This is a genomic window from Isoptericola sp. NPDC056573 (assembly GCF_042793335.1).
Taxonomy (GTDB): Bacteria; Actinomycetota; Actinomycetes; order Actinomycetales; family Cellulomonadaceae; genus Isoptericola.
This window is the reverse complement of the sequence record NZ_JBHTUY010000009.1, coordinates 1-12,472: the sequence shown is the minus strand read 5'-3', so window position 1 is coordinate 12,472 and position 12,472 is coordinate 1. Positions and strand designations below refer to the sequence as shown.

Genomic DNA, 12,472 nt, shown 5'->3' with positions numbered 1-12,472 from the left:
CGGTCGCGGGTCAAGCCACCGACGTGCCGAACAGCAGCCCCAGCGCGTAGGTGACGGCGGCGGCGCCGAACCCTATGGCGAGCTGGCGCAGCGCGCGCGTCCACGGCGACGTGCCGGACAGCAGCCCGGTGATCGCGCCCGTGATCAGCAGCGACACGCCCACGAGCGCGGCGGCGACGGCGATCGCCGGGAAGCCGGTGAGCCCCAGCAGGTAGGGCAGCACGGGGATGATCGCGCCGGACGCGAAGAAGCAGAAGCTCGAGATCGCCGCCCCCCACGCGGTGCCGTGGGTCTCGAGGTCCGCCTGCTCGTCGACGGCCGGCGCGTCGTCATCGAGGTCCGACGCCACCGCTCCCGTGGCGGCCAGCCCGGCCAGCACGTGGTCGGCCCGGCCCTGCGCCTCGTCGGACGACATGCCCCGGGCGCGGTAGACGAGCGCCAGCTCGTTGGCGTCGACGTCGAGGTGCGGCAGCACGGTGGCGCTCTTCGGGTCGGGGGTGGACGCCTCGAGCAGCTCGCGCTGCGAGCGCACGGACACGAACTCGCCGGCGCCCATGGACAGCGCGCCGGCGAGCAGCCCGGCGACGCCGGTGAGGAGCACGGTCTGCGACGAGACGCCGGAGGCGCCGATGCCGAGCACGAGCGCGAGGTTGGAGACCAGGCCGTCGTTGGCGCCGAAGACGGCGGCGCGGAACGTGCCGGACATCCGGTTGCGTCCGCGGGAGGCGAGCGCGCGCACCACCTCCTCGTGGATCTGCTCGTCCGCCGCCATCGTTGCGGTCGCGTGCTCGTCGGCGTCGTACGACGAGCGGGCCTCCGCCCGCTGCGCGAGCGCGAGCACGAAGACGCCGCCGAACCGCCGCGCGAGGAGACCGAGCATGCGGGTGCGCAGGTCGCCGCGCAGCGGCCGCCCGACGTCGTCGCCCAGGAGGTCGAGCCAGTGCTGCTCGTGCCGCTTCTCGGCGTCGGCGAGCGCGAGGAGGATGGCGCGCTCCTCGCCGGTGCGCCGGCGGGCGAGGTCGCGGTAGGTGGCGGCCTCGGCGCGCTCGTCGGCCAGGTAGCGGCGCCACTTGCGGATGTCGGCCGGGCGGCGCGCGGGGCGGTCGGGCGCGGGCGGGTCGGTTTCGGGCATGGCGGAGCCGTCGGTCATGTCGTCATGATCATCGCTGGAGACGCCTCCTGGGTTCCGGGCGGAGCCGCCGCGTCTTCCGGGGCCGCGCGCCCGAGTTTTCGGCCGTCCGCAGCCCGCCCGCCCCCCGCTCTTCGGGCGGCGGCGTGGACACGGCCCCGAGTGTCACCGGCACGGGGCACAATGGGGGCGGCAACCAGGGGCTCGGACACTGGGAGACTCCGGCGTGATCATTGTCAGCACTGACGGCTCGTGCCTCCGCAATCCCGGGGGCGCGATCGGCTGGGCGTGGATCGCCCACGAGGGCGGCCGCTTCGACTCGGGCGGCGCCGCGTCCGGCACCAACCAGGTCGCGGAGCTCACCGCGCTCCTGCGCGCGATCGAGGCGCATCCCGGGGCAGAGCCGCTCCTCATCGAGTCGGACTCGCAGTACGCGATCCGGTGCGCGTCCGAGTGGATCCACGGGTGGAAGCGGAAGGGCTGGCGCACCGCGTCCGGCGACCCCGTGAAGAACCTCGAGCTGATCCGCACCATCGACGCCGCGATCATCGGCCGGGAGGGCCCCGTCCGGTTCCGGTGGGTGCGCGGCCACGTGGGCAACCCGTTCAACGAGCGCGCCGACCAGCTCGCCGGCCTCGCCGCGCAGGACTGGGCCGCCGGCCGCGGCGGCGTCGACGAGCTGCTGCTCACGGAGGACGCCGGCGCGGGCACCTCCCCGCGCGAGGACGGCGCGGAGCGCCCCGCCGCACGGCCCGCGCGCGACGCGGATCCCCTTCGCGACGTCACGCCCGTCGGTGCGCGCGGCGACACCGGCTGGGAGCTCGGAACGCTCTTTGACTAGCGCACCCCCTCTGACCAGCGCGGCGACCGTGCCGTCGCCGGCCGCACGACCGACGGCCGACGTCACGGTGGAGCACGCGTCGGAGCGGCCGCTCGACCTCGGGCTGACGCTCAGCCCGCTGCGGCACGGCGCCTACGACCCGACGTTCCGACGCACCGCCGACGGCGCGTTGTGGCGCACCACGCTGATGCGTACCGGGCCGGTCACGCAGCGGTTCGTCGCGACGGGCGCGCGCACCGTCGTCGTGCAGCACTGGGGGCCGGGCTCAGGAGAGGCCGCCGACGCCGTGCCGGAGCTGCTCGGCGAGGGCGACGACATCTCGGCCTTCAGCCCACCACCGCAGGCCCACGACGCCGCGCGCCGCACCCCCGGGCTGCGGATGTGCCGCAGCGGACGGGTGCTGGAGGCTCTGGTGCCCGCCGTCCTCGAGCAGAAGGTGCAGGTCGTGACGGCGCACCGCGCATGGCGGTGGCTCGTCGCCCGGCACGGCTCGCCCGCGCCGGGGCCCGCCCCGGAGGGGCTGCGCGTGGTGCCGTCCGCGCGCGGCTGGGCCGCCGTCCCGACCTGGGACTGGCACCGCGCCGGGGTCGACCCGCGTCGGGCGGCGACGGCCGTGCGGTGCGCCCAGGTCGCGGCGCGGCTCGAGGACGCGGCCGGGATGCCTGCCGACGAGGCGCGCGCCCGGCTCGAGAAGGTGCCCGGCGTCGGGGTGTGGACGTCCGCCGAGGTGGCGCAACGCGCGTTCGGCGACGCGGACGCCGTGTCCGTGGGCGACTTCCACCTCGCCGGCGCGGTCGGCTGGGCGCTCACCGGCGAGCGCACCGACGACGAGGGGATGCTGCGCCTCCTCGCGCCGTATGCCCCCCACCGGCACCGGGTGGTGCGGCTGCTGTTCCTCGACCGCAGGCCGCAGGCTCCGCGTCGGGGCCCGCGGCTGTCGATCGCGGACTACCGCGCGATATAGCCGGTCAGTCCGGCAGGCTGCACACGCCGTCCACGCAGACCGCGCCGTCGTCGCCCAGCAGCTGAAGCGGGCGTTCGTCCGCGCCGTGGTGGGGTGCCGCCGCCTCGGCCGCGCTGACGGTCATCAGCGTGGTGCGGCGCGGGTTGGCGATCGAGCGGTACGAGCTCTCGGTGGCGTCGTTCATGTTTCTCCTCCAACGGAACCACTGCCGCGGGACGACCGGGCGGGGTGGGCCCGAGACCGCGGCGCCCGCGACGGTGCGGGCTGGCCTCGATTCTCGGTGATACTGCGTCTCACGGCCAGGGCTGGCGGTGTGAGATGCGCCTCGCTCGCCCGGCTCAGGCCTCCGCGAGCACCTGGTCGAGCACCTGGACGAAGACGTCCGGGTCCTGCGCGCCGGACACGCCGTAGCGGCCACCGAGCACGAAGAACGGGACGCCGTTGATGCCGTACGCGCGGGCGCGGGCGATGTCGTCCGCGACGGCCTCGGCGTAGGTGCCGGCGTTGAGCGCGACCACGACGGCCTCGCGCTCCAGGCCGACCTCGACGGCCAGGTCGGCGAGGTCCTCGACGTGGCCCACGTGCTCGCCCTCGGTGAAGTACGCGCGCAGCAGGCGCTCCTTCATCTCGTCCTGCTTGCCGAACGCCTTGGCGAGGTGCAGCAGCTCGTGCGCCTTGAGCGTCTTCGTGTGCTTGACCTGGTCCATCCGGTAGGTGAGGCCCTCGGCGGCGGCGAGCGCCGTCACCTGGTCCTGCATCTGCTGGGCGGTCTCCAGCGGGATGCCCTTGTGGTCGGCGAGGAACTCGGTGGCCGTGCCCTCGAAGTCGACGGGGGTGTCGGGCGAGAGCTCGAACGAGTGGTACTCGACCTCCACCTCGGGGGCGGCGCCGTCGCGCTCCGCCATCCGCTGCAGCGCGGACTCGAAGCGGCGCTTGCCGATGTAGCACCAGGGGCACGCGACGTCCGACCAGACGTCGACCTTGAGGGGGGTGTTCTCGATAGCGGTCACGGACGTACGAACGCCCCGCCGCGGGAGGCGATTCCCGCGGCGGGGCGTGTCGTGCGTCGCAGACGCCGACGAACGACGGCGCGTCAGTTGAGCGGCGCGGCCTCGTCCGACTTCGTCGGCAGCTGCCCGCCGGCGATGCCCGCGATGAGCTGGTGGATGTCCACGCCCGTCAGCTGCTTGACGACGCCCTGACCCTCGCCGAGCACGGACGCGACCGTCTTGGTCACCGCCGACGCGCCGTCCGTGGAGACGACGGTCATGCCCTGGATCGAGCCGATCGGCTCGGCCGCGGCGCGGACGATCTCGGGCAGGCGCTCGATGAGCTCCTGCACGAGCGCGGCCTCGCCGTACTTCTTCAGCGCCTCGGCCTTGGCATCCGTGGCGACGGCCTCGGCGCGCCCCTCGGCCTCGACCGCGAACGCCTTCGCCTCACCCTCGGCCTTGATGCCGGCGGCCAGCGCGATCTGCCGGTCACGCTCTGCCTCACCGGCCCGGCGCACGGCCGCAGCGGAGGCCTCGGCGTCCTGGATGGCGGCCGTCTTGTTCGCCTCGGCGATGGTGGTGCGCTTGAACGCGTCCGCCTCGGTGGCGGCGTTCGCGGCGTCACGACGGGCCGTGGCCTCCTGGACCTCGGCGTACGCCTTGGCCTCGGCGGGCTTGCGGATCTCGATGTCGAGGCGCTCCTGCGTCACGCGGGCCTGCTCGGCCAGCGCCTCGCGCTCCTGCTGCGCCACGAGCCGGTCCTGCTCCGCGCGCGCGAGCTGACCCGCGGCGTCGGCGTTGGCGTTGGCGCGGTCCGTGTCGGCCTTGATCGCGGCCTTCTTGAGGTCGAGCGCCTTCTGCCGCTCGGCGATCTGCTCGGCCGCCTCGATGACGGCGAACTCGGACACCCGCCGGGCCTCCGCCTCGGAGACCTCCGCGACCTGGAGCGCGCGGGCGCCCTCGGCGCGACCCAGGTTGGACAGGTAGTCCGACCCCGGCGTCGAGATGTCGGAGATGTTGAGCAGGTCGACCTGCAGGCCCTGCTCCGCCAGGTCGGTCTTGGTCGACTCGACGACGCGGTCCGACAGACCCTTGCGGTCGGAGATGATCTGCTCGATCGTCATGTCGCCGACGATGGAGCGCAGCGAGCCCTCGAGGGACTCCTTGATGATCTCGGTGAGCATCTCCTGCTGGGAGAGGAAGCGCTGCGCCGCGCGCCGCACGCCCTCGTCGTCGCCCCGCACCTTGAAGTTGATCGACGCCTTGATGGCGATCTTGATGCGGTTCTTGTCGACGCCCTCGACGGTGATGCCGATCTGCCGCTGCTCGAGCGAGATCGCGAAGCCCTGCTGGAGGATCGGCCAGACGAACGTGCGGCCGCCGATGACGACGCGCTGGCTCTGGGCGGCGGACTCCTTCTTGCCGGCGCCGCGGCCGACGATGACGAGGGCCTGGTTCGGCGGGACCCGGCGGATCCGCTGGGCGACGAAGATGCCCACCGCGAGGAACGCCACCACGAGGGCGAGCACCGCGATCGTGGTGATGAAGCTGCTGTCGGTCGAGTCGAACATGGTGCGCGCCGGAGCGCGTCTCCTTCCGGTCGGTGCTGCGGGGTCCTAGGGAGAGGTCAGCGGGCCTGCGGGCCGGGGACCCCGACGCGCACGGTGGAGCCGGAGTGCTCGAGCACCACGACGCGGGACCCGGCCGCGATGGGCTCGTCGGAGCGGGCCAGGCGACGCTCGAGCTCGCTCGGCACGTCGAGCGAGACCTCGCCCGACGTCGCCGTCACGGCCGTCGTCGCCGTACCGTGCGCACCCACGAGCGAGACGACGACGCCGTCGTCGCTCGACGCGAGCCGCCGGACCAGCACCTGCGCCAGGACGACGGCCAGGAGACCGACGACCGCGGAGGCCACGTACGCGATCCACGAGGCGAGGTCGTTGGCGACGACGATCGTGCCCACGGCGCCGAAGACGACCGCGCCGACCCCGAGCGACGTGCCCGACAGCGCCCCGTCGCCGAGGTCGACCAGCTCGCCGACGAGGAGCGACACGAGCAGCAGGACCATCCCTGCGGCGCCGATGAGAACGAAGACGAGCACGGGTGGCCTCCCCGAGTGGCGAGTGATGAAGATGTGACGGTCCTGTGACGGCGACGACACCCTAGCGAACTCTGGGCGGTTCCTGGAAAGCCTGTCCACAGCGCCGTCCGGGTGCCGTCGCCGCAGGTCTGCGTGATGCTCGGAGCATGCCTCTCGTGCCGAGCAAGGACCCGCAGCTCGTGCTCCTGCGCCACGGCGAGACGGAGTGGAGCGTGAGCGGCCAGCACACCGGTCGCACCGACATCGCGCTCACCCCGGCCGGCGAGGAACAGGCCCGGACCGCCGGACGGGCGGTGGCAGGCATCGCGTTCTCCGCCGTCTACGCGTCGCCGCTCGAGCGCGCCCGCCGCACGGCCGCGCTGGCCGGCCACCCGGACGCCGTCGTCGACCCCGACCTCGCCGAGTGGGACTACGGGCCCGTGGACGGCCGCACCAGCGCCGACGTCGGCGCCCTCCTCGGCCACCCGTTCCAGATCTTCGACGACGGCGTGCGCGTGCTGCCGCCCGACCCGGAGCACGGCGACGGGCGGCCCGGGGAGCTCCTGGAGGACGTCGCGGCCCGCGCCCGGCGCTTCGTGGAGCGCGCCGACGCGACCCTGCGCGACGGCGGGAACGTGCTGGCCGTGGCCCACGGCCACCTGCTGCGCGTGCTGGCGACCGCGTGGCTCGGCATCGACCCGCGCTTCGGGTCCCGCCTGGAGCTCGGCACCGCCGCGATCTGCCAGCTCGGGTACGGCCACGACCTGCGCACCATCGAGGGCTGGAACCTGCCGCCGCACGTCTGAACGGCTCTGCACCGCGCTGAGCAGCGACGTCGCGCCCCGACCGGCGTCTGGCACGATGTGCGCCATGGCGCTGAACGACGACGACCTCATCGACGGCGAGCGCGTGGTCATGGACCTGCACGAGCACGCGAAGGCCGTGGTGTGGCCGTTCCTGCTCCTGCTCGTGCTCCTTGTCGCCGCCGCGTTCTCCTTCGTCGTCCCGATGGACGACGTGGTCCGGTGGATCGTGCTCGGCCTGCTGCTCGTCGTCGCCGTCGTGTGGGTGCTCGTGCCGTGGCTCAGGTGGCGCACCACCTCGTGGACCGTCACCACCAAGCGCATCGCCATGCGCTCCGGCATCGTCACCCGCGTGGGCCGCGACATCCCGCTCTACCGCATCAACGACGTCGCGCTCGAGAAGGACCTCCTGGACCGGCTGCTCGGCTGCGGCACCCTGCAGGTCTCCGACGCCACCGAGAAGGCGGGCATGGTGCTGCGCGACGTCCCCCGCGTCGAGCGCGTGCAGGTGCAGCTGCAGGAGCTGCTGCACGGCGCCGACGACGGCTCGGACGACGGCGAGTGGCCGCCGACCGAGCCGCCGCGCGGACGCCGTCGCTGATTGACGGAGCAGCGTCCCCGGCCGATGCCTTCGGGAAGCTCCTCATCCAGGCGCCCGTGCGGCGCTACCCGCTGAGACGGCGCCTCCCGTACCGCGGGCGGACCAGCGTGATCCACGCACAGGCGACACCCATCGGGAGCAGGGTCAACGCCGTCACCGCGATGCCGTCCAGCGTGCCTCCCTCGTCGGCGGCCAGGGTCGTCGCGGTCAGCAACGACAGCACCATGTTGTTGCCCGCGTGGGCCAGGCTCGACGTCCAGACCGTCCCCGAACGCAGGCGCAGCCAGGTCAGCAGGATCTCTTGGAGCACGAAGGAGGCCGTCCACACCGCCAGGCCCAGAAGGACGTGCGAGAACTCGACGTACCCGAGAAAGGCCAGCGGGTAGTGCCACACCGCCCAGATCAGACCGGTCAGCAGGGTGGACGCCCAGGGCCGGTGCGGCACCAGCCGCAACCGTAGGTACGAGGTCCAGCCGAACTCCTCGCCCCAGTACAGCGGGGTGATCACGAGGGCGAGCGCCTGGAGGCCGACGACCGTCACCCACCAGGGGGTTCCGCCCTCGCCGACCATGCTCGTCGACGGCGCCCAGAGGCCGAGCACCGCGGCGGCGGCCAGGGTCCCGGCGGTGAGCGCGAGCGGGCCCCACCAGGCGATGAGGTAGTGCGGCCAGGCCTTGCGCCACCGCGGCCTGAGTCCCGCGTCCGCGAAGCCCTCGCGGGTCACCCACCGTCGCACGACGACGGCCGCCACAGCGGGGGCGAAGGCGAACGGGAGCTGGACCAGCGGGTCCACCACGGACCAGCCCAGCACAAGGCGAGCGACGAGGACGTACCCCCACGCCGGGACGAAGGCGAGCACCAGGAACCAGACGAGTCCGCCGGTCGGCGACGTCGTGCGAGGGGACGAGGGCATGGGGAGACGTGGTCCTTTCCGGAGGGCTGAGGGCACCGATCGATCGTCGCGTCCACGCGCGCGTCCGGAATCCCCACCGAGAGCGAGATCTCGCTCGCACGAAGGGGTGGACCGCACCTCCCTCCCCTGGGGGAGGTACGCCCGGTCGTCGACGGCGAGACTTGGCGCGTGCCGACCCTGACCCACCGCCTCTTCGGGCCCACAGCGCTCCACGCTGCGGGCTACACCGTCGCCGGCCTCGCCCTCGCCATGCTGCCGACACCGTTCGCGCTCGTCGCAGGGCTCGCCGTCCCGATGCCCCCGTCCGGCCGCGTCCTCATCTTCGTGGGCGTCTGGGCCACCCTGCTCGTCGCCGTCGGCCTGATCCCGGTGGTGCACGACGCCTACGTCCGCGTCACCGACCGGCTGCTCGGCACGAACCTGGGCGCGGTGCGGCCGGCCGGCGGCAGGCGGGTGGGGACAGGTCTGTGGACCCTCGTGCACGCCGTTGCCGCCTGTCTCGCCTGCGGGGTGTGCTTGCTGCTCGTCCTGACCGCCGTCGCTCCTCTCGTCGTGTGGCTCGACGGCGGCGGGAGCATGGCCCTCCTCCGCGGGCAGGTGACCGTCCCGGCGGGGCCGGCCGGCGCATGGACGGTCGTGCTGGCGCTGCTCTGCGGCCTCCTCGCCGCCGCCGCGAACGCACTCGTCGGCGCGGCCCTGCGCACCTGGGCGCCGCTCCTGCTCGGCCCGCGCCAGGACGACCTGGTCGCCGCGGCCGAGGAGCGCGCGGCGGTGCTTGCCGAGCGCAACCGTCTCGCGCGCGAGCTGCACGACTCGATCGGGCACACCCTGACCGCGTCGACGATCCAGGCGGCCGTGGCCTCGCGCCTGGTGGACGTCGAGCCACACGCGGCGCGAGCCGCGATGGCGAGCATCGAGCAGAGCTCGCGGGTGGCGCTGGAGGACCTCGATCACGCGCTCGGGCTGCTGCGCGACGAGTCGGCCGCCCCACGGCGCCCACAGAGGACTCTCGCCGACCTCCCGGAGCTCCTCGATCATGTGCGGCGCGCCGGGACCCCGGTGAGCGCAGAGCTCGGGCCCGACGCGACCTCCGTCCCGGCCACGATCTCGCGGGAGGCGTACCGGATCGTCCAGGAGGGGTTGACGAACGCGATGCGGCACGCGAGACGGGCTCCGGTCCGCGTGTCGGTCGAGGTGACGGCCGCCGCCCCGGGCGGACAGCTGACGATCGAGGTGGCGAACCCGATGCCGGCAGGGTCAGCACGGGCCGGACGCGTCGGAGCGGGGCCACGAGAGGAGGCACGCCACGGTGGCGGCCACGGTCTTCGCGGCGTGGCGGAGCGGGCGCGCACGCTGCGAGGAGCAGCGACCTTCGGCCCGGTCGACAGGCCGGAGGGACCGGAATGGCGCCTCTCGGCCCGACTGCCACTGTCGACAGGGCGGGGGTGACGGCGTGCGCGTGCTGATCGTGGACGACGAGGAGCTCACCCGGAGAGGGTTGCGGGCCCTGTTGTCGCTGGAGCCCGACATCGAGGTGGTGGGAGAGGGCGCGGACGGCGCGGAGGTCGTACCGCTGGTGCTGAGCCTCCGCCCGGACGTGGTCCTGATGGACGTGCGGATGCCGGTGATGGACGGGATCGCGGCGACGGTCGCGCTCCGTGATGCCGTGCTGCGCGAGACGGCACCGCGCCAGGATGCGCCGGGGCCGCCGAGGGTCGTCGTGGTGACGACGTTCGAGAACGACGAGTACGTCTACGACGCGCTGCGCGCGGGCGCCGACGGGTTCCTGCTGAAGCGGGCACCGGCGGAGCGGATCGCGGCCGCTCTCCGTCTCGTGGTCTCCGGCGAGACCCTGCTGTTCCCCGAGGCCGTGCGTCGCCTGGCACTGGCACGCCCCGCCGCGGTGGAGACCGTTCCCGAGGGAACGCTGACGGCCAGGGAGCTGGACGTGCTGCGACTCATGGCGGGCGGGCTGTCCAACCAGGACATCGGCGCTCGGTTGTACGTGACCGTGGAGACCGTGAAGACGCACGTGGGGAACGTTCTGGCCAAGCTCCGTGCGACCAACCGGACGCAGGCAGTGGTCATGGCCTACGAGTCGGGCCTCGTGGAGCCCGGGAGAGCAGGGAACGTCATGCCCTGATCCACCGCCGAGGTCGGTCCCGGAGCACGCGGTCTGTTCAGAACGGCGGCAACGGTCCCTCACCAGGCCGGCCGCACGCGTCGAGGCCCCCGGCCGGCGGGTCCTGGTCGCGTGAGATCTGGTGAGGCGGGATCTCGTCAGGTGGTCCATGGACGACGGGCGGCCGGTCGAACCGGTGACCGGTAGGGGCTGTCCACGTGGTGCGCCCGTCGACCGGGTCGCGTTCGACCCGCCACCCGCCGACCGTCTTGGCGCGGTGGTGGGTGCGGCACAGCGCGTGCAGGTTGCCGCCGTGGGTCTGCGGGGCGTCGGACGCGGGGTCGAAGGGTTCGACGTGGTCGAGGTCGGAGCTCGCGGCGGCGGGCACCCGGCAGCCGGGGAACGTGCACGTGACGTCCCGCGCGACGACGGCCGCCCGCAGCGCCGCGCTCGGCCGGTAGGCGCGGGACGACAGATCCGTGAGCACCCCGCTGCCCGGGTCGGTGAAGAGGCGCTGCCAGACGGCGTCCGGGTCGGACGCGAGCGTCCGCGCCATCTCTGCCGGGATCGGCCCGTGCCCCGCCAGGATCGCGGGCAGGTCGTCCGAGCCGAGCAGCGTCGATGCCGCGACCGTCACCCGGATGCCCGCGCGCGAGCGCGACGCGAGCACCGGCCCGCCCACGTCCCCGCCCGGCGAGGTGCCGCCGCCGGCGGCCCGTACAGATGCAGCCAGCTCGGTCGCGGACTGCCCCGTCGCGGTCTGCCCCGTCGCGGGCTGCCCGGTCGCGGCCTGTCCCGTCGCGAGCTGCCCGGTGACGAGCGCGGTGAGGGCGTCGGCCCGGCACTCGTCGAGCCGTCGCGCCTCTCCCGGCGCGCGGCGCATCGCGAGCCCGGCGTCGTCGATGGCGGCGAACGCGCGGGCGGCGTCGTCCGCCGGGAGGTACGCGGTGAGGTAGGCCATCGCGTCGTCCACGGGCTCGAGCCGGACGAAGCGCTCGGCGCGCGCGGCGCGGTGCCGGGCGTCCGAGCCCTCCGGGTCGGCCTCGATCTCGGCCCGCCGCAGCCGCGCGCGGATCTGCGGCACGGTGAGGTGCTCGGCGTCGGGCAGCAGGCTGGTGACCACCTCGCGACGGACGTCGTCGGACAGCCGCCCCGCCTCGATCAGCGCTTCGGCCTTGCGCCGGTCGACGACGCCCGCGGCGAGCGCGTCCGCGACCTCGGGCAGCCGGGAGGTCCCGTGCGCCACCGTGACGTGCTGCGCAGCCGCGTGCCGGGTCAGCCCGAGCCGCGCCGCGACGGCGTCCACCACGAACTCGTGCCGCGAGGACCCGCTCGTGCGCTCCAGCATCTCCGCCAGCACCCGTGCCGACGCCGCCTGCGCCCACGCGGCGACCCGCTCCCAGGCGGCCAGCACCTCGAGGATCGTGAAGTCGTCCAGCTCGGCCTCGTCCAGCGCAGCCAGCGTGACCGCGAGGTCCGGGCCCGGGCGGGCGTCGTCCAGCACGGCGAGCAGCGGACGATCCCGACCGACGCGAGGCCCCACCGCGTCGGCGGCCTCGCCGGCACCCGGACGGTCGGGCGCTGCGCCAGGAACCGATCCGCCGAAGATCGCACCGCCCGGGGCGGTCCCACCGGAGAGCACCAGGTCGGTCGGCGCCCACCGCACGTCGACGACGTGGTCACCGATCGGATCGGCACGGCCCACCGATGCGGCGTCGTCCAACCTGACGTCATCCCCTCTGAGCTCGTCCAACCCGGCGTCGAGCAATCCGGCGAGGACGTGTTCGAGGACCGTCGCGGGGGGGGCCGGGGGGGGGGGGGGGGGCGGGGGGGGGGGGGGCGGGGGGGGCGGGGGGGGGGGCGGGTTAAAAAAGGAAGCGGGCGCCGCCCCCACCAGCGCGTCCAGCCGCTCCAGGCGTTGCGCGGTGACGTCGTCGGCCGGCGTCATGACGATGATGCGGTCGCCGACGTGGTTCCAGCCGCGCACGGACAGGCCGACCGGGATCGTGCCGATGCCCGTGTAGCGG

General features: G+C 74.2%; 13 protein-coding genes. 6 read left to right on the top strand and 7 right to left on the bottom strand.

What is annotated here, in order from left to right:
* Positions 1-10: 10 nt before the first annotated feature.
* Positions 11-1,150, bottom strand: coding sequence for a VIT1/CCC1 transporter family protein (locus tag ACFQ8E_RS15825; protein ID WP_430551524.1), 1,140 nt, complete (start codon positions 1,148-1,150; stop codon positions 11-13).
* Between the two features lie 205 nt (positions 1,151-1,355).
* Between ACFQ8E_RS15825 and ACFQ8E_RS15820 the strand changes: the two genes are divergently transcribed.
* Together ACFQ8E_RS15820 and ACFQ8E_RS15815 are read left to right on the top strand one after the other, a co-directional pair.
* Positions 1,356-1,970, top strand: a complete 615-nt coding sequence (locus tag ACFQ8E_RS15820; protein ID WP_430551523.1) for a ribonuclease H — start codon at positions 1,356-1,358, stop codon at positions 1,968-1,970.
* Complete coding sequence (locus ACFQ8E_RS15815; RefSeq protein ID WP_430551522.1) at positions 1,963-2,934, top strand: DNA-3-methyladenine glycosylase family protein; 972 nt, start codon at positions 1,963-1,965, stop codon at positions 2,932-2,934. Before ACFQ8E_RS15820 ends, ACFQ8E_RS15815 begins: the two co-directional genes overlap by 8 nt.
* Positions 2,935-2,938: 4 nt before the next feature.
* On the opposite strand, the gene ACFQ8E_RS15810 is transcribed toward ACFQ8E_RS15815, so the two are convergent.
* The 4 genes from ACFQ8E_RS15810 to ACFQ8E_RS15795 all read right to left on the bottom strand — a co-directional run bounded on the left by ACFQ8E_RS15810 (position 2,939) and on the right by ACFQ8E_RS15795 (position 6,027).
* Positions 2,939-3,118, bottom strand: a complete 180-nt coding sequence (locus ACFQ8E_RS15810; RefSeq protein ID WP_380244887.1) for a hypothetical protein — start codon at positions 3,116-3,118, stop codon at positions 2,939-2,941.
* Between the two features lie 154 nt (positions 3,119-3,272).
* The gene (locus ACFQ8E_RS15805; protein WP_430551521.1) at positions 3,273-3,944 is read right to left on the bottom strand and encodes a DsbA family protein; all 672 of its coding nucleotides are present in this window, start codon (positions 3,942-3,944) and stop codon (positions 3,273-3,275) included.
* Between the two features lie 83 nt (positions 3,945-4,027).
* Positions 4,028-5,497: a flotillin family protein gene (locus tag ACFQ8E_RS15800; RefSeq protein ID WP_430551520.1), complete on the bottom strand. Its 1,470-nt coding sequence runs from the start codon at positions 5,495-5,497 to the stop codon at positions 4,028-4,030.
* A gap of 56 nt (positions 5,498-5,553) precedes the next feature.
* Positions 5,554-6,027, bottom strand: a complete 474-nt coding sequence (locus tag ACFQ8E_RS15795; RefSeq protein WP_430551519.1) for an NfeD family protein — start codon at positions 6,025-6,027, stop codon at positions 5,554-5,556.
* 146 nt (positions 6,028-6,173) lie between these two features.
* Here ACFQ8E_RS15795 and ACFQ8E_RS15790 point away from each other — a divergent pair, with 146 nt between their 5' ends.
* Together ACFQ8E_RS15790 and ACFQ8E_RS15785 are read left to right on the top strand one after the other, a co-directional pair.
* Positions 6,174-6,812 (top strand): histidine phosphatase family protein, encoded by a 639-nt coding sequence (locus ACFQ8E_RS15790; RefSeq protein WP_430551518.1) that lies wholly within the window; start codon positions 6,174-6,176, stop codon positions 6,810-6,812.
* A gap of 64 nt (positions 6,813-6,876) precedes the next feature.
* Positions 6,877-7,410 (top strand): PH domain-containing protein, encoded by a 534-nt coding sequence (locus ACFQ8E_RS15785; RefSeq protein ID WP_430551517.1) that lies wholly within the window; start codon positions 6,877-6,879, stop codon positions 7,408-7,410.
* 64 nt (positions 7,411-7,474) lie between these two features.
* On the opposite strand, the gene ACFQ8E_RS15780 is transcribed toward ACFQ8E_RS15785, so the two are convergent.
* The gene (locus ACFQ8E_RS15780; RefSeq protein ID WP_430551516.1) at positions 7,475-8,323 is read right to left on the bottom strand and encodes a type II CAAX prenyl endopeptidase Rce1 family protein; all 849 of its coding nucleotides are present in this window, start codon (positions 8,321-8,323) and stop codon (positions 7,475-7,477) included.
* A 168-nt stretch (positions 8,324-8,491) separates the two neighbouring features.
* On the opposite strand from ACFQ8E_RS15780, the gene ACFQ8E_RS15775 reads away from it, so the two are divergent.
* Positions 8,492-9,772 carry a sensor histidine kinase gene (locus ACFQ8E_RS15775; protein ID WP_430551515.1) on the top strand — a complete coding sequence of 427 codons (1,281 nt, stop codon included), beginning with the start codon at positions 8,492-8,494 and terminating at the stop codon, positions 9,770-9,772.
* Positions 9,773-9,776: 4 nt separating this feature from the next.
* Positions 9,777-10,466 carry a response regulator gene (locus tag ACFQ8E_RS15770; RefSeq protein ID WP_430551514.1) on the top strand — a complete coding sequence of 230 codons (690 nt, stop codon included), beginning with the start codon at positions 9,777-9,779 and terminating at the stop codon, positions 10,464-10,466.
* Between the two features lie 37 nt (positions 10,467-10,503).
* Here the strand turns inward: ACFQ8E_RS15770 and ACFQ8E_RS15765 are convergent, their stop codons facing one another.
* A complete protein-coding gene (locus ACFQ8E_RS15765; protein WP_430551513.1) occupies positions 10,504-11,949 on the bottom strand; it encodes a DUF222 domain-containing protein in 1,446 nt (481 codons plus the stop codon).
* Between the last annotated feature and the right edge of the window lie 523 nt (positions 11,950-12,472).

Coding starts and splice junctions, on each gene's coding strand:
- ACFQ8E_RS15780 (WP_430551516.1), bottom strand. CDS start 8,323: ATGCCCTCGTCCCCTCGCACGACGTCGCCGACCGGCGGACTCGTCTGG.
- ACFQ8E_RS15810 (WP_380244887.1), bottom strand. CDS start 3,118: ATGAACGACGCCACCGAGAGCTCGTACCGCTCGATCGCCAACCCGCGC.
- ACFQ8E_RS15800 (WP_430551520.1), bottom strand. CDS start 5,497: ATGTTCGACTCGACCGACAGCAGCTTCATCACCACGATCGCGGTGCTC.
- ACFQ8E_RS15790 (WP_430551518.1), top strand. CDS start 6,174: ATGCCTCTCGTGCCGAGCAAGGACCCGCAGCTCGTGCTCCTGCGCCAC.
- ACFQ8E_RS15785 (WP_430551517.1), top strand. CDS start 6,877: ATGGCGCTGAACGACGACGACCTCATCGACGGCGAGCGCGTGGTCATG.
- ACFQ8E_RS15825 (WP_430551524.1), bottom strand. CDS start 1,150: ATGACCGACGGCTCCGCCATGCCCGAAACCGACCCGCCCGCGCCCGAC.